This window comes from Klenkia soli, assembly GCF_900103975.1.
GTDB lineage: Bacteria > Actinomycetota > Actinomycetes > Mycobacteriales > Geodermatophilaceae > Klenkia > Klenkia soli.
In genome coordinates this window covers 232261-248101 of record NZ_FNIR01000004.1, presented here as the reverse complement: position 1 = coordinate 248101, position 15841 = coordinate 232261, and the positions used below count along the sequence as shown (strand labels likewise).

Sequence of the window (15841 nt, the reverse complement as noted above, 5' to 3'; positions counted from 1 at the left end):
GGCTGGCGTTGAGCCACTCCCCCGCCATCCTCGGCGACCCTGCGGGCCGCCTCGTCAGCCGGACGTCGCGCGGCGTCTGCGGTGGACGACGTGGTCCCTCGTGTCCTGCGGGTTGTCCGGTTCCAGCTCACCCTCGGCGACCTGGGTGAAGCCGGCCTTCTCCAGGGCTCGGCGGGAGGCGTGGTTCTCGGCGTGCACGGGGACGAGGACGTCGTGGGCGTCGGGGTGGTCGGCGAAGCCGCGGTCGACCGCGGCGCGGATGAGCGCGGTGCCCAGACCTCGACCGCGCGCGTCGGGTGACCCGACCAGGTAGTCGATGCTGAGCGCACCCGCCGGCACGGGGCAGACCTCGGACAGCTCCGTCGTGTACCCCGGCTCGTCGGCGAAGCGGTAGACCTGGACGAAGCCGAACGGCACGCCGTCCTCGAGGCCCAGGTACAGGGCGGTCGGGTCGTCGCCGTCGATCGCCGGCCCGTACCGGGCCTCGACCCCGGCCGGGTCCTCGGCCCACCACCGGTGGACCAGCGGCTCGGCGAGCCACGCAGCGAGCAGACCGAGGTCGGCTCGCTGCAGTGGCTGCACCGAGATCACCCGCCGAGCACCCGCTCCTCGAGCATGCGGCGGACGGTCGCTGCATCGGCCTTGCCGCGGGTCTCCTTCATGACGGCGCCGACCAGCGCACCGAGGGCCGCGGTCTTGCCACCGCGCACCTTCTCCACGACGTCGGGCGCCCCGGCGATGGCCGCGTCGACGGCGGCGCCGAGCTCGTCGGACTCCCCCATCACCGCCAGCCCACGGGACTCCACGACCTGCTGCGGCGAGCCCTCGCCGGCCAGCACGCCGTCGAGCACCTGCCGGGCCAGCTGGTCGTTGACCGTGCCGGCGGCGACCAGCCCGCACAGCTCCGCGACCTGCGCCGGGGTGACGGCGAGGTCGGCGAGCTCGACGCCGTCGTCCTTCGCCCGGCGGGACAGCTCGCCCAACCACCACTTGCGGGCGTCGGCCGGGTCGGCCCCGGCCGCGACGGTGTCGGTGACCAGCCCGAGAGCGCCGGCGTTGACCAACCAGGCCATCTCGGAGTCGGCGATGCCCCACTCCTCGCGCAGGCGGGTCCGGCGGGCAGCCGGCAGCTCGGGGAGGTCGGACTGCAGCTGGGCGACCCAGTCGGCGTCGGGGGCCATGGGCACCAGGTCGGGCTCGGGGAAGTACCGGTAGTCGGTGGCCTCCTCCTTGCTCCGCCCTGCAGAGGTCGAGCCGGTGTCCTCGTGGAAGTGCCGGGTCTCCTGCATGATCCGCACGCCGTCGTCCAGCAGGGCGGCCTGGCGGCGCATCTCGTAGCGCACCGACCGCTCGACCGAGCGCAACGAGTTCACGTTCTTGGTCTCGGTGCGGGTGCCCCACTCCAGCGAGCCGGTCGGGGCGAGCGAGGTGTTGACGTCGCAGCGCAGGTTGCCCTGCTCCATGCGGACCTCGGAGACCCCGAGGGCCAGCAGGATCTCGCGCAGCTCGGCGACGTACGCGCGGGCGACCTCGGGGGCCTTGGCGCCGACGCCGGGGACCGGCCGGGTGACGATCTCGACCAGCGGGATGCCGGCCCGGTTGAAGTCGACCAGCGAGTGGTCGGCCCCGTGGATGCGCCCGGTGGCCCCGCCGACGTGCAGGTTCTTGCCGGTGTCCTCCTCGAGGTGCACCCGCTCGATCTCCACGCGGTAGGTCTCGCCGTCGACCTCGACGTCCAGGTGGCCGGCGGTGCACAGCGGCTCGTCGTACTGCGACGTCTGGAAGCCCTTGGGGATGTCGGGGTAGAAGTAGTTCTTGCGCGCGAAGCGGCACCAGGTGGCGATGCGGCAGCCCAGCGCGAGGCCGATCCGGATGGTGGCCTCGATCGCGGCGGCGTTGGCCACCGGGAGTGCGCCGGGCAGGGCCAGGCAGACCGGGCAGGTGTGCGTGTTGGGCTCGGCGCCGAAGGTGGTGGCGCAGCCGCAGAACATCTTGGAGGCGGTGCCCAGCTCGACGTGGGTCTCCAGGCCGAAGACCGGCTCGTACCGGGCGACGACGTCGTCGAACTCGAGCAGACGGTCGGTGCTCACGGGTTGTCCTGCTTCCTGAGGGCTTCGCGGGTCTCGGCGCGGCCGGTGACCACGGCACCGACGGCGGTGAGGACCCCGAGGACGATGAAGACGGCGAACACGGGCCGGCCGCTGAGCACCCAGCCCAGGATGCCGGCGAGGACCACGAAGGCGGTCAAGCCCCACGCGGCCTTGAGGGCGGTGCTCATGCCCGGGCCGCCAGCTGGCCCAGGAAGGTGCCACCGCGGGCGGCGTCCTGCGCGGCCTCCAGCGCGGCGGCGACCCGGTAGCAGCGGTCGTCGGCCAGCGCGGGCGCCATGACCTGCAGACCGACGGGCAGGCCCTCGCTGAGCCCGCACGGCACCGAGATGGCCGGGAGGCCGGCCAGGCTCGCGGGCAGCGTGCAGAGGTCGGCGGCGTACATCGACAGCGGGTCGCCGACCCGCTGCCCGATGGGGAAGGCCACGATCGGCGAGGTCGGGGACACCAGGACGTCGACGTCGGCGAACGCCGCGGCGAAGTCCCGCCCGATCAGGGTGCGGACCTTCTGCGCCTGCCCGTAGTAGGCCTCGTAGTAGCCCGACGACAGGGCGTAGGTGCCCAGGATGATCCGGCGCTTGACCTCGGCGCCGAAGCCCTGCGCGCGGGTCATGGCCATGACCTCGTCGAGGTCACGGCTGCCGTCGTCGCCCACCCGCAGGCCGTAGCGGACGCCGTCGAACCGCGACAGGTTGGACGACGCCTCGCTCGGCGCGATCAGGTAGTAGGCGGCCAGCGCCAGGTCGAAGCTGGTGCACGACACCTCGCGCACCTCGGCGCCCAGCGCGCGCAGCTGGTCGACCCCGGCCTGGAACGCAGCCAGGACGCCGGGCTCGTAGCCTTCCGCGTGGCCCTCGCCGCCCAGCTCGCGGACGACGCCGACCGTGACCCCGGACAGGTCGCCGGTGGCGCCCTGCCGGGCGGCCTCGACGAACGGCGCGGCCGGGGCGTCGATCGAGGTGGAGTCGCGCGGGTCGTGCCCGCCGATGACCTCGTGCATCAGCGCGGCGTCGGCGACCGTGCGCGCCATCGGGCCGGCCTGGTCGAGGCTGGAGGAGAACGCGATCAGCCCGTACCGGGACACCGAGCCGTAGGTGGGCTTGTGCCCGACCAGCCCGGTGACGGCGGCCGGCTGCCGGATCGATCCACCGGTGTCGGTGCCGATCGACCAGGGGGCGAGGAACCCGGCGACGGCCGCGGACGAGCCGCCCGAGGAACCGCCGGGGATGCGGTCGTGGTCCCACGGGTTGCGGGTGGGGCCGTAGGCGGAGTTCTCGGTGGAGGAGCCCATCGCGAACTCGTCCATGTTGGTCTTGCCCAGCAGCACGGTGCCGGCGGCCTTGAGCCGGGCGGCGACGGTGGCGTCGTAGGGCGGCAACCAGCCCTCGAGGATCCTGGACCCGCTGGTGGTGGGCACGCCCTGGGTGACGACGACGTCCTTGAGCGCGACGGGGACACCGGCGAGCCGGCCCAGCTCCTCGCCGGCGGCCCGGCGCCGGTCGACGTCGGCGGCCGTGGCCAGCGCGGTCAGCGCGTCGACGTGCAGGTAGGAGTTCAGCCCGCCGTCGGCGGCGGCGATCGCGTCGAGGTGGGCCTGGGTCACCTCGACGGCGCTGGCGCTGCCGTCGGCGAGGGCGGCCTGCAGCGCGGTGACGTCGAGGTGGGTGAGGTCGGTGCTCATGCTTCTTCCTGCAGGATCCGCGGCACCCGGAAGCGGTCGTCCTCGGCGGCCGGCGCACCGGCGAGCACCTGCTCGCGGGGCAGGCTGGGCGCGACGACGTCGGGGCGGTACACGTTGGTCAGCGGCACGGCGTGCGTCGTGGGGGCGACGTCGGCGGTGGGGGCGTCCTGCACCCGGGCCACGGCGCCGAGCACGACGCCGAGCTGGCCGGCGTAGAGGTCCAGCTCCTCGTCGGTGACGGCGAGCCGGGACAGCTGCGCGAGGTGCGCGACGTCGTCCCGGGAGAGGCTGCTGCTGTCCGTGCTCATGCGGTGGTGGGCCCCACTGTCGGTCTGCTGCGGGTCGGTGGACGGCGGGAGCGCGGTGGATCGACGTGGCTCCCGACCCTGCGAGTCTACGTGGGGCGGCCCACGGGCCTGGTCCGCGAGCCGGGTTGGCCCTGGCGGGGGGCCATGGGGCAGGCTGGCCGCTGCCCACGATCGACGGAGATCGACACCCGGCGGTCCTGCGGAGGTGCCCGTGTCCTACCTGCTCCGGCTCGTCGTCCCCGATCGGCCCGGCATCCTGGGGGCCGTGGCCACCGCGCTGGGCCTCGCGGGCATCGACATCGTCTCGGTCGACGTGCTCGAGCGCGGCGGCGGCGTGGCCGTCGACGACATCGTGGTCGAGCTGCCCGAGGACCGGGTGGCCGACGGCCTGATCACCGCGGTGATGACCGTGCCCGGCGTGCAGGTCGAGTCGCTGCGCCCCTTCTCCGGTCAGCTGGACACCCACCGCGAGCTGGAGCTGCTGGAGTCCCTCGGCCGCGCGGGCGGGGGGACGGCGACGCTGCTCGCCGACGAGCTGCCCCGCGTGCTGCACGGCGGGTGGGCGGTCGTGCTGGGCGGCACCCCGGACGACGTCACCGTGCACGCCGCCTCCGAGGCCGCCCCCGAGCTGACCGGCCTGGTGCTGCCCTGGTTGCCGCTGCACGCCCCCGTGCTGCTGCCCAGCGAGGACGACTGGGTGCCCACGATGTGGCAGGAGATGGCCGTCGAGATGATGGCGGCCCCGTTCGACGGCGGTACCGCGGTGCTGCTGGGCCGATCGGGAGGCCCGGCGTTCCGCCGCTCCGAGCTGCTGCGGCTGGCGCACCTGACCGGCATCGCCGCCACCGTCGCCCAGCTGCCCCCCGCCTGAGGGCCGGCCCTAGGACGGGGCCGGCTCGCCCTCGTCGTCGGCGGGGGCCTCCTTCTTCCGGGAGGCGCGCTTCTTCGGGGCGGGCTGGTCGCCCTCGGTCGGCTCGGGGACCGGCTCGGGCTCGCTGCCGTCGCCGATCGTGGCCACGGCACGGGCGGCCTCGGGGCCCTGCTCGAGCAGGACGGCGAAACCGTCGTCGTCGAGCACCGGCGCCTTGACCTGCACGGCCTTGTCGTACTTGCTGCCCGGGTCGGCGCCCACGACCACGAACCCGGTCTTCTTCGACACCGAGCCGGTGACCTTCCCGCCGCGCTCCTGGATCGCGGCGATGGCCTGGTCACGGCTGTGGTCGCGCAGGGAACCGGTCACCACCACGGTCACGCCGGTCAACGGACCGGGGCCGGCGTCGGACGCCTCGTCCTCCATCCGCACGCCGTCACGGCGCCACTTCTCGACCACGCCCAGGTGCCAGTCGACGGCGAACCAGTCGCGGACGGCGGTGGCGATGGTCGGGCCGACGCCGTCGGCGGCGGCCAGCTCCTCCTCGGTGGCGGCCATCAGCCGGTCCATCGAGCGGAACTCGCGCGCCAGCGCCTGAGCAGCAGTGGGGCCGACGTGCCGGATGGACAACCCCACCAGCACCCGCCAGAGCGGGACGTCCTTGCGGGTCTGCAGGTTGGTGAGCAGCCGCTGGCCGTTGGCCGACAGGGTGCCGTCCTTCTTGGTGAAGAAGTCGGCGGTCTGCAGCTGCTCGGCCGTGAGGGCGAAGACGTCGCCCTCGTCGGTGAGCAGGCCGCTCTCGAGCAGGGAGGTGGACGCCTCGTAGCCGAGCACCTCGATGTCGAAGGCGCCCCGACCGGCGACGTGGAAGACCCGCTCCCGCAGCTGGGCCGGGCACGAGCGGGCGTTGGGGCAGCGGATGTCGGCGTCGCCCTCCTTCTCGTGCCGCAGCTCGGTACCGCACTCGGGGCACTCGGCCGGCATGACGAAGGGCACCTCGTCGCCGGTGCGCACGTCGACGACCGGCCCGAGGATCTCGGGGATGACGTCGCCGGCCTTGCGGATGACCACGGTGTCGCCGATCAGCACGCCCTTGCGCACGACCTCGCTGGCGTTGTGCAGGGTGGCCAGCTGCACCGTGGAGCCGGCCACCTTCACCGGCTCCATGTAGCCGAACGGGGTGACCCGGCCGGTGCGCCCGACGTTGACCCGGATGTCGAGGAGCTTGGTGGTGGCCTCCTCGGGCGGGTACTTGAACGCGATGGCCCACCGGGGGGCGCGGCTGGTCGACCCGAGCCGGCGCTGCAGCGCGACCTGGTCGATCTTGACCACGACCCCGTCGATCTCGTGCTCGACCGAGTGCCGCTGCTCGCGGTAGCGCTCGATGTAGGCCCAGACCGCCTCGAGGTCGGGCACCACCTCGTACCGGGTGCTGGTGGGCAGACCGAAGGACTTCAGCTTCTCGTAGGCCTGCGACTGCCGCTCGAGGTCGAAGCCGGTGCGGGCGCCGATGCCGTGCACCAGCAGGCGCAGCGGGCGGGTGGCGGTGACCTTGGGGTCCTTCTGGCGAAGCGACCCGGCGGCGGCGTTGCGGGGGTTGGCGAACGGGGCCTTGCCGGCCTCGACCTGGGCGGCGTTGACCTCGGCGAACGCGGCGACCGGGAAGTAGACCTCGCCGCGCACCTCGACCAGCTCCGGGACGTCGTCACCGGCCAGCTGCTGCGGCACGTCGGCCATGGTGGCCACGTTGGCGGTGACGTCCTCACCGGTGACCCCGTCGCCGCGGGTGGCCGCGCGCACCAGCCGGCCGCGCTCGTACACCAGGTCGATCGCCAGACCGTCGATCTTCAGCTCGCAGAGGTAGCCGGCCCCGGCCGCACCGTCGCGGTCGGCCCGGGCGGCCCACGCCGACAGCTCGTCGGAGTCGAAGGCGTTGTCCAGGCTCTGCATGCGCTCGAGGTGGGTGACCGGGGAGAACGTGGCCCCGAAGCCGCCGTTGACCTTCTGGCTGGGCGACTCCGGTGTGACCAGCGCCGGGTGCTCGGCCTCGAGGGCCTTGAGCTCGCCCATCAGCTCGTCGTACTGACCGTCGCTGACCTGCGGGGCGTCCTTCACGTAGTAGGCGAAGGCGAGCCGGTCGAGCTCCTCGGACAGCTCGGCGTGCCGGCTGCGGGCGGTCTCGGGGACCTCGGTGACGTCGGCGCGCTCGGGGGCGGTTCCGACCTGGGGGGTGGCGACGTCGTCCTCACTGCTCACGGCCCGAACGCTAGTCGGCACCACCGACATCCTCAGTCGGGCAGCAGGTACTTCGCGGCCTCCCGGACGTGCGCCAGCGCGGCGCGGGCGTAGGCCGGGCTCGCGCCGGCGAGCCCGCAGGACGGCGTGAGGGTGACCGCCGCGTGCAGCGTCTCGGCCGGGAAGCCGAGCTCGTTCCACCAGGCCCGGAGGCGGGTGGCGGTCGCCTTCGGGGCCCGCAGCTGCTGGTCGGTGCCGGGGACGACGCCCAGCAGCAGGTGGGTGCCGGCGTCGACGGCGGTGCCGACGGCGTCGAGGTCCTGCACCAGGCCGTGGTCGAACGAGACCGCGTCGGCACCGGCGGCCCGCAGCAGGCCCAGCGGGACCCGGGGGGCGCAGCAGTGCACGACGGTGCGGCGGCCCAGCGTCGCGAGGAAGGCGGTCAGCTCCTCCTGCACGACCTGCTCCTCGACGGCGGCCAGCTTGCCGAAGCCGCTGGCCGTGGGGAGGCCGCCCATCAGGACGGCGGGCAGCGAGGGTTCGTCGAGCTGGACGACGACGTCGGCGCCGGGCAGCCGCGCGGCGACGGCGTCGGCGTGCGCGCGCAGCCCCTCGGCGAGGGACTGGGCGAGGTCGCGGCGGGCACCGGCGTCGACGACGGCGCGGTCGCCCCGGCTGCGCTCGAGCCCGGCGGCCAGCGTCCACGGACCGGTGGCCTGCACCTTGAACGGCCCGGTCCAGTCGCCGGCGACGTCGTGCAGGGCGTCGAGGTCGCGCTCGAGGAACTCGTGCGCCCGCTGGAGGTCGCGGCCGGGGCGGGGCACCAGGCGCCAGCCCGCGGGGGTGAGGTCGACGAACACGTCGACCAGCAGGGCGGCGCTGCGACCCAGCATGTCCGCCCCGGGCCCGCGGGCGGGGAGCTCGGGCAGGTGGGCGAAGTCCGGGAGCTCCCCCACGACCAGCCGCACGGCCTCGGCCGGGTCGGTGCCGGGCAGCGACCCGACGCCGGAGGCCGGCCCCCACGCTGTCGCGGGAGCCGGCCTCGGGTCGTCGGTGCCGTCGTGCTCGGGACTACTCGGTGAGGCCACGCCCGCGACGGTAGCCCGCAGCGGTGGCGACACCCCCGGCCAGCAGCAGGCCGACGCCGAGCGCGGTCAGCTGCCCGGTGGCCGCACCCGTGTTGGCCAGCTGCCCGGCCGCGATCCCGTTGCCGGGGTGGGCGATCGGCTGGGCACCGGGGGCCGGCGTGCCGGGCTCGGCCGGCGGCGTCGGGCAGGGGTACCCGGCGGCAGCGGTGCCGGTGGTGCCGGTCGGGCCGGAGGCGACCGCGTTGCCGCCGTTCTCCCCCGCCCCGGTGCCGCCGCCGGCCGGCGGGGTGGCCGGGTTCGCCGCGCGGGTGTCGGTCACCGCCACGCCGTGGCCGATGGCCGGCGCGGTGTAGGGGTTGTTCGCGGTGAAGAAGGCGATGGCGGTGTCGACGTCGACCGGCCCGGTGACCTGGGCGGTGCCGTTGCGGAAGGCGGTGAAGCTGTCGCCCCCACCGCTCAGGAACGAGTTGGCCACGACCCGGTACCGGGTGGTGGGCACGACGGCCTGCGGGTCGACCGCCGGGGTGGTCGGGTCGTCGATGGTGATCGATGCCGGGTCGACCCGGTCGTAGGCCGGCCGGGACAGGTCGTAGGTGTAGCGGAAGCCCTCCGAGGTACCCAGCCACAGCTGCGACGTGCGGCCGGGGGTGGAGAACTGCTGCTCGAGCAGCAGCCGGATGTCGGCACCGGTCAGCGTGATCGCGTTGGCGTAGTTGCCGAACGGCTGCACCGCGAACGCCTCGGCGTAGGTGATGGGGCCGGCGTCGATGTTGGCCCGCAGCCCGCCCGGGTTCATGAACGCGACCGCGGGGCGGCCGCCGAAGGCCGCGGCGGGGTCGGCGTACGTGGACCCGCTCTGGAGACCGGCGAGCTGCGCCTGCGCGACGGTGTTGCCCAGGTTCGACTCGGCCCCCCGGTTCTCGCTGCCGGCGGAGTTGGTGGCGCGGACCAGCGGCGTCGTCGTGCTGCCGACGGTGCGGCTGCCGTTGGCGGTGGCCTGCGCGGCCCAGTAGGAGACGATCGAGGCGGTGGCGGCGTCCGGGGTCCGGGCCGCGCGGTCGGTCGGCACGTTGGTGACCGAGTAGGTGCCGCAGAGCCGGTCGACGTCACCGGTCGCACCGTCGATGACGAAGCGCACGTCGCCGACCAGTCGCCCGTAGTACCCGGACTGGGCGACCAGGCGCGGCTGCCCGGCCGGGTCGGTCAGGTAGCAGCTGTAGTTCTGGTGGGTGTGGGCCGACAGCACGACGTCGACGGCGGGGTCGGTGCGGTCGTTGATGTCGACGATCGAGCCCGACAGCTGCCCGCAGCCGTTGACGTCCGCGGGGGTGGACGGCGTGCCGCCCTCGTGGACCAGGGCGACGATGGCCTGCACGCCCTGCGCCTGCAGCTCGGGGACGTAGCGGTTGATGGCGTCGGCCTCGTCCACGAACTCGACGTCGGCGATGCCGGTGGGCGCCACGATGCCGGCGGTGGTCTCGGTCACCACCCCGATGAACCCGATGCGCTGGCCGCCGACCTCCTGGATGGCGTAGGGCGGCAGCATCGGGGTGTCGGTGCCGGCCAGCACGACGTTGGCGGCCAGGTAGGGGTAGTCGGTGCCGGCGAAGGGCTGCCCGGTGCTGTCCAGGAAGCAGCCGTCGACCCCGGCGGTCACACCCTGGCAGGCAGTGCGGTTGTCGGAGAACTGGCGGTCGGTGGCCCCCGAGATGCGCCGCAGCTCGGTGGTGCCGCGGTCGAACTCGTGGTTGCCCACCACGCTGACGGCCATGTCCAAGGAGTTGAGCACCTCGACGGTCGACTCGTCGCGGAACCCCGCGGAGTCGAAGGGCGACGCCCCGACCAGGTCACCCAGGCCGATGAACAACGAGTTCTCGGCGGGCGCGCCACCGGCCACGAAGGACTGCCGGGTGGCCGCGACGGTGCTCGCCACGTTGGCCGCCCCGCCCACGGTCGTCGTGCCCACGGTGGCGTCGGCGCCGGTCGTGTCGCTGATCCGGCCGTGGAAGTCGTTGATCGTCAGGAGCTGGACCGGGACGTCGGCGGGCGCGGCGGCCGGGGCGGCGCCCGGGATGCCCACGAGCCCGGCGGAGGCGACGAGGGTCGCGGCGATGGTGAGGCGCGTTCGGCGCAAAGGTCCTCCAGGGACGGGCCGGACAGTGCGTGACTGACCGGTCACAGAGCATGACTAAGTAGCACGGCGAACCTTCTCGCCCCGCGAAACCTAGCCCGCGCCGGTGACGAAACCAAGGGTCGGCTGTGAACCGACGCCCACCGTTCACCGCCCCGAAACGCGACGGGGTACCGGCCGGCCCACGCTCAGCGGGCGGGGTGACGCTCCCCCGCGCGGACCACCGCGGCCTGGCCCAGCACCCGGTCGCCCCGCTCGGCGTCCGGCTCGTAGAGCACCGCCGACTGACCGGGGGCCACCCCGCGCTGCACCTCGTGCAGGGCGACCGCGAGCCCGCCGTCGCGCGCGCTCACCGTGCACGGCACGGCCGCCCCGTGCGCCCGCAGCTGGACCACGGCGTCGAACGGGAGGGCGGGCACCGGCCCGGTCCAGGTGGGCGCGCCCGTGAGCACCTCGTCCACCCCGGTCTGCTCGGCGGTGCCCACGGTGACCGTGCGGGTCACCGGCTCGATGCCCAGCACGTAGCGCGGCCGCTGGTCGCCGACCGTGATGCCCAGGCCCTTGCGCTGCCCGACGGTGAACCCGTGGGTGCCCTGGTGCTCCCCCACCGTCGCCCCCGTGGCGGCGTCGACGACCGGACCCGGTGCGGTGCCCAGCCGGCGGTCCAGGAAGCCGCGGGTGTCGCCGTCGGGGATGAAGCAGATGTCGTGGCTGTCGGGCTTGGTGGCCACGGCGTAGCCCCGCTCGGCCGCGATCTCCCGCACCCGCTCCTTGGTCATCGACCCCAGGGGCAGCACCGTGCCGGCCAGCTGCTGCGCGGTCAGGACGCCGAGCACGTAGCTCTGGTCCTTCGCGGCGTCCACCGACCGGCGCAGCTGACCGTCGGCCAACCGCGCGTGGTGACCGGTGACGACCGCGTCGAAGCCCAGCGCCACCGCGCGGTCCAGGACGGCGGCGAACTTGATCTTCTCGTTGCACCGCAGGCAGGGGTTCGGCGTCCGACCCGCGGCGTACTCGGCGACGAAGTCGTCGACGACGTCCTCGGCGAACCGCTCGGCCATGTCCCACACGTAGAACGGGATCCCCAGCTCCCCGGCCACCCGGCGCGCGTCGTCGGCGTCCTCGACGCTGCAGCACCCGCGGGAGCCGCTGCGCATCTGCTGCCGGTGCTGGGACAGCGCCAGGTGCACCCCGGTGACGTCGTGCCCGGCCTCGACCGCCAGGGCCGCCGCGACCGCGGAGTCGACGCCGCCGCTCATCGCGGCGATCACCCTCATGCCGACCGTCGTCCCAGACCCGCCCGCCGGGCCCGCTCGACGACCGGACCGACCACGGCCAGGACGGCGTCCACGTCGGCGTCGGTGGAGGTGTGGCCCAGGCTGAACCGCAGCGAGCTGCGGGCCCGGTCGGGGTCGGCGCCGGTCGCCAGCAGCACGTGGCTGGGGCGGGCCACCCCGGCGGAGCAGGCCGACCCGGTCGAGCACTCGATGCCGTTGGCGTCCAGCAGCATGAGCAGGGCGTCGCCCTCGGCGCCGGGGAAGGACAGGTGCGCGTTGCCCGGCAGCCGGCCCGGCCCGCCGGCGACGACGGCGTCCAGCGGTGGTCCGTTGAGCTGCACGTCGGGCACCAGCTCGACCACCCCGGCGACCAACCGGTCGCGCAGCGCGGCGACCCGGGCGGCGCGCTCGACGCGGTTGGTCGTGCTCGCGACCGTGGCGACGGCCAGGCCCACGATGGCGGCGACGTCGAGGGTGCCGGAGCGGACGTCGCGCTCCTGGCCGCCGCCGTGCAGCAGCGGGGTGCACTCGGCGTCCCGGCGCAGCACCAGCAACCCGGCGCCCATCGGTCCACCGAGCTTGTGGCCGGTCATGGTGAGCGCGTCCACGCCGCTGGCCGCGAAGTCCACCGGGACCTGGCCGACCGCCTGCACGGCGTCGGTGTGCAGCGGCACGCCGACGGCGTGGGCGACCCGGGCGAGCCCGGCGAGGTCGCTGACCGCGCCGACCTCGTTGTTGGCCCACATCACGCTGGCGACCGCGACGTCGGTGCCGTCGCCCAGCGCGGCGGCCAGGGCGTCGGCGGTGACCTCACCGGTGGGCGCGACGTCCACCCAGGTGACCTGCGCGCCGTCGTGCTCGACCAGCCACTCGACGCTGTCCAGCACGGCGTGGTGCTCGGCCGGGCTGACCACGACGCGGGTGCGCCGCGGGTCGGCGTCGCGGCGGGCCCAGAACAGGCCCTTGACCGCGAGGTTGTCGCTCTCGGTGCCGCCGCCGGTGAAGAGCACCTCGGAGGGCCGGGCGCCGAGGGCCTCGGCCAGCCGCTCGCGGGACTGCTCGGCCGTGCGCCGCGCCTCGCGGCCGCTGGCGTGCAGCGACGAGGCGTTGCCGACCCGCGCCAGCTGCTCGGTCATCGCCGCGACGGCCTCGGGGATCATCGGCGTGGTCGCCGCGTGGTCGAGGTACGTCATGACCGTGCCAGCGTAGGCGCGGCGCCGTCGACGGACGGCGTCGGGACCCGGGCGCGACCGCAGATCGCCCAGCCCACGGCGCCGACGGCGGTGCACCCCGCGACGCCGACGAGCAGCACCGCCGGCAGCGGGAGCACCCCCGCGGTGGAGGCGCTGACCAGGACCCCGACCGCGCCGATGCACAGCGCGGACCCGGTGACGTCGGCGATCTGCAGGGACGCGGAGTCGGTGCCGCGGCGGTGCTCGGGGGACTGCTCGAGCAGCAGCACGCTGACGCTGGACATGCCCAGGCCCATGCCGAGGCCCGCGACGGCCCAGGTGGCGTACACCGGCCACCCGCCGAGCCCGCCGACGGCGACCGACGCCGTCCCCGCGACGCCGATGACCACGAAGCCGAAGCCGACCCTGAGCAGCCGGACCCGGCTGAGGTCGGGACGACGCCCCTGGAGCCCGCTGGCCACCGACCACCCGACGGCGCCCGCGGTGAGCGGGATCCCGGCCGCGGTCGGCGAGAAGCCGTGCAGCTGCGCCAGCGAGAGCGGGATGAGCGACTCGACGCCGAAGAACGCCCCGGCGAGCAACCCGCGCGAGGCGACGACGGTGGGCAGCCCGCGGGCCGCGCGGGCGGTCCCGCGGGGAAGGAGGTGGCCCAGGCCGAGCACCAGCGCGACGAGGCCGAGGGCCGCGATCGGGACGGCCACGAGGTCCAGGCGCTGCCCGGCGTACTGCAGCGCGGCGACGCCGGTACCGGACAGCAGCGCCCACCACCGGCGTCGTCCGTCGACGGCGGCGCGGCCGTCGGGGACCGACAGCCGCCGCAGGGCCGGCAGCACCAGCACCAGCCCGGCCGCGACCAGCGGCAGGATGCCCAGGAACACCAGCCGCCAGCTGACCGCCGACGTCAGCACACCGGCGAGCAGCGGCCCGACCAGCGCGGGCACCACCCAGGCCGCGGCGAGCGCGCCGAACAGGGCCGGCCGCAGTCGCGGCTCGAACGCGGCGCCGGCCACGACGTAGATGGCGACGGAGATGAAGCCGCCCCCCAGCCCCTGCACGGCCCGGCCGACGACGAACAGCGCCATGTCGACGGCCAGCCCGGCCGCGACCAGCCCGACGGCGAACACTGCGACGCCCCAGAGCAGGGCCACCCGGGCCCCGCGGCGGTCGCCGAGGTCGCCGCCGATCACCATGCCGACGACCTGGGCGACCAGGAACGCGGTGAACGGCCAGCCGTACCAGGCCAACCCGTCGAGCTCGGCGACGGCGGTGGGCAGGACGGTGGCGACGGCCATCGCCTCGAACGCGACGAAGGTGACCAGCGTGACCAGGCCGACCGTCGTCAGCCGGTGCCGGCCGTCGAGGACCGTGGGTGCCGTCACTCGGGGGGCAACCCGGAACCGGCGACGGGTCTTCCCGGCAGCAGCGACCGGACGACCTCGACCGTGTCGGCGTCGGCGGCCTCCTTGTCCGGGCGGTAGCGCAGCACCCGGGCGAAGCGCAGGGCGACCCCGCCCGGGTAGCGGGTGCTGCGCTGCACGCCGTCCAGCTCGATCTCGACCACCAGCTCGGGTCGCAGCAGCACCGCGCCGCCCTCCTCGGCCGTGACCAGGGCGGGGAAGGTGCGGGTCTGCCAGGCGAGCAGCTCGTCGGTCATGCCCTTGAAGGTCTTGCCCACCATCACCGGTGGCCCGCCGTCGGGGTCGCGGGCACCGAGGTGGATGTTGGACAGCGACCCGGTGCGCCGGCCGTAGCCCCACTCGGCCCCGATGACCACCAGGTCCAGGGTGTGCACCGGCTTCACCTTGCGCCAGGCACTCCCCCGACGTCCGGCGGCGTACGGGCTGCCGAGGACCTTGACGACGACCCCCTCGTGCCCCGCGGCGAGGGTCTCCGCCTGGAAGGCGGCCGCCTCGCCGGGCGTCGGCCGCACCACGCCGGGCATCCGGTGCGCCGGCGCCACCCGGGCCAGGGCCACCAGCCGGTCCGCCAGCGGCTCGTCCACCAGGTCGGTGCCGTCGACGTGCAGGCAGTCGAAGAAGAACGGCCGGAGCAGCAGCTCACCGGCGTCGGCGCCGAAGCGGGCGGCGGTCTCCTGGAACGGACGCGGCCGGCCGTCGTCGGTGAGGGCCAGGGTCTCGCCGTCGAGCACCAGCCGCTGCGCGGCCAACCCGCGGACGACGGCCACCAGCTCGGGCACCCGGGCGGTGATCTCCTTCAGGCTGCGGGTCCACACCCGGACGTCGTCGCCGTCCTTGTGCACCTGGATGCGGGCGCCGTCCATCTTCTGCTCGACCACCACCTCGCCGTCCCCGAGCGCGGCGGCCAGGTCGTCGGCGGGCGAGGCCAGCATCGGGCGCAGCGGCCGGCCGACCTCCAGCCGCACGGCCTCGAGCGCCGGCACCCCCGCAGTCATCGCCAGCTCGGCCACCGCGGGCAGCTCACCGGACAGGAAGAAGGCCCGCCGGACGACCGCGGCCTGCGCATCGGCGGCTGCGGCGACGGCGTCCAGGACGACGCCCTCCAGCGCACCGTGCCGCAGCTCGCCGGCCAGCAGCCGCAGCAGGAACGACTGCTCGTCGGCGGTGGCGTCGCCCAGCAGCCCGCCGAGCAGCTCGGCCCGGCGGGCGGTGGAGCCGGCACCGGCCACCCCGGCGAGCTCGTCGAGGGCCGACTCGACCGCGGTGACGGTGAGGGTCGGCTCGTCGGCGGGCGGGGCCTGCACCCCGGAGAGGGTGCGCCAGCCCGCCCCCAGCTTGCCCTGCCGGGGCGCGCCGGACAGCCAGGCCGTGACCGGACCGATCTCGTCGGAGCCTGCGGCGCGGAGCAGCGCGGCGACCGCGGCGCTCTTCGCCGTGCGGGCCCGGGTGGCGCCGACGGCGGCGGAGGTGGTCACGACGTCGGCGAGGAGCACGACCCATCCTGACGCCGCGGCGCCGTGCCCGCTGCCGG

Annotated in this window: 13 protein-coding genes; 1 reads left to right on the top strand and 12 read right to left on the bottom strand. The window is 75.0% G+C overall.

What is annotated here, in order from left to right; genetic code table 11:
• Window positions 1-54 precede the first annotated feature (54 nt).
• From BLS67_RS07930 to gatC, 5 genes are read right to left on the bottom strand one after another with little or no spacing between them, the layout of a single operon-like run.
• Window positions 55-582: a GNAT family N-acetyltransferase gene (locus BLS67_RS07930; protein ID WP_242653909.1), complete on the bottom strand. Its 528-nt coding sequence runs from the start codon at window positions 580-582 to the stop codon at window positions 55-57.
• Between the two features lie 5 nt (window positions 583-587).
• Window positions 588-2090, bottom strand: a complete 1503-nt coding sequence (gene gatB, locus BLS67_RS07925; RefSeq protein ID WP_091242627.1) for an Asp-tRNA(Asn)/Glu-tRNA(Gln) amidotransferase subunit GatB — start codon at window positions 2088-2090, stop codon at window positions 588-590.
• The gene (locus BLS67_RS07920) at window positions 2087-2278 is read right to left on the bottom strand and encodes a hypothetical protein (protein WP_091242624.1); all 192 of its coding nucleotides are present in this window, start codon (window positions 2276-2278) and stop codon (window positions 2087-2089) included. The genes gatB and BLS67_RS07920 overlap by 4 nt, the downstream gene beginning before the upstream one ends.
• Complete coding sequence (gene gatA, locus BLS67_RS07915) at window positions 2275-3789, bottom strand: Asp-tRNA(Asn)/Glu-tRNA(Gln) amidotransferase subunit GatA (RefSeq protein WP_091242621.1); 1515 nt, start codon at window positions 3787-3789, stop codon at window positions 2275-2277. The genes BLS67_RS07920 and gatA overlap by 4 nt, the downstream gene beginning before the upstream one ends.
• Window positions 3786-4097 (bottom strand): Asp-tRNA(Asn)/Glu-tRNA(Gln) amidotransferase subunit GatC, encoded by a 312-nt coding sequence (gatC, locus tag BLS67_RS07910; protein ID WP_091242615.1) that lies wholly within the window; start codon window positions 4095-4097, stop codon window positions 3786-3788. Before gatC ends, gatA begins: the two co-directional genes overlap by 4 nt.
• A gap of 211 nt (window positions 4098-4308) precedes the next feature.
• Between gatC and BLS67_RS07905 the strand changes: the two genes are divergently transcribed.
• Complete coding sequence (locus BLS67_RS07905; protein ID WP_091242613.1) at window positions 4309-4968, top strand: ACT domain-containing protein; 660 nt, start codon at window positions 4309-4311, stop codon at window positions 4966-4968.
• Window positions 4969-4977: 9 nt separating this feature from the next.
• Here the strand turns inward: BLS67_RS07905 and ligA are convergent, their stop codons facing one another.
• From ligA to BLS67_RS07870, 7 genes are all read right to left on the bottom strand, one after another.
• A complete protein-coding gene (gene ligA / locus BLS67_RS07900) occupies window positions 4978-7224 on the bottom strand; it encodes an NAD-dependent DNA ligase LigA (RefSeq protein ID WP_242653908.1) in 2247 nt (748 codons plus the stop codon).
• 32 nt (window positions 7225-7256) lie between these two features.
• Window positions 7257-8291, bottom strand: a complete 1035-nt coding sequence (locus BLS67_RS07895) for a methionine synthase (protein ID WP_242653907.1) — start codon at window positions 8289-8291, stop codon at window positions 7257-7259.
• On the bottom strand, window positions 8275-10425 hold the full coding sequence (locus BLS67_RS07890) for a bifunctional metallophosphatase/5'-nucleotidase (RefSeq protein ID WP_207500410.1): 2151 nt from the start codon (window positions 10423-10425) through the stop codon (window positions 8275-8277). Before BLS67_RS07890 ends, BLS67_RS07895 begins: the two co-directional genes overlap by 17 nt.
• 185 nt (window positions 10426-10610) lie before the next feature.
• Window positions 10611-11699, bottom strand: a complete 1089-nt coding sequence (gene mnmA / locus BLS67_RS07885) for a tRNA 2-thiouridine(34) synthase MnmA (protein ID WP_091242607.1) — start codon at window positions 11697-11699, stop codon at window positions 10611-10613.
• On the bottom strand, window positions 11696-12892 hold the full coding sequence (locus BLS67_RS07880) for a cysteine desulfurase family protein (protein ID WP_091242604.1): 1197 nt from the start codon (window positions 12890-12892) through the stop codon (window positions 11696-11698). The genes mnmA and BLS67_RS07880 overlap by 4 nt, the downstream gene beginning before the upstream one ends.
• The gene (locus BLS67_RS07875; RefSeq protein ID WP_242653906.1) at window positions 12889-14271 is read right to left on the bottom strand and encodes an MFS transporter; all 1383 of its coding nucleotides are present in this window, start codon (window positions 14269-14271) and stop codon (window positions 12889-12891) included. The genes BLS67_RS07880 and BLS67_RS07875 overlap by 4 nt, the downstream gene beginning before the upstream one ends.
• The gene (locus BLS67_RS07870; RefSeq protein ID WP_091242602.1) at window positions 14268-15803 is read right to left on the bottom strand and encodes an ATP-dependent DNA ligase; all 1536 of its coding nucleotides are present in this window, start codon (window positions 15801-15803) and stop codon (window positions 14268-14270) included. Before BLS67_RS07870 ends, BLS67_RS07875 begins: the two co-directional genes overlap by 4 nt.
• Between the last annotated feature and the right edge of the window lie 38 nt (window positions 15804-15841).

Coding starts and splice junctions, on each gene's coding strand:
- BLS67_RS07920 (WP_091242624.1), bottom strand. CDS start 2,278: ATGAGCACCGCCCTCAAGGCCGCGTGGGGCTTGACCGCCTTCGTGGTC.
- gatA (WP_091242621.1), bottom strand. CDS start 3,789: ATGAGCACCGACCTCACCCACCTCGACGTCACCGCGCTGCAGGCCGCC.
- gatC (WP_091242615.1), bottom strand. CDS start 4,097: ATGAGCACGGACAGCAGCAGCCTCTCCCGGGACGACGTCGCGCACCTC.
- mnmA (WP_091242607.1), bottom strand. CDS start 11,699: ATGAGGGTGATCGCCGCGATGAGCGGCGGCGTCGACTCCGCGGTCGCG.
- BLS67_RS07880 (WP_091242604.1), bottom strand. CDS start 12,892: ATGACGTACCTCGACCACGCGGCGACCACGCCGATGATCCCCGAGGCC.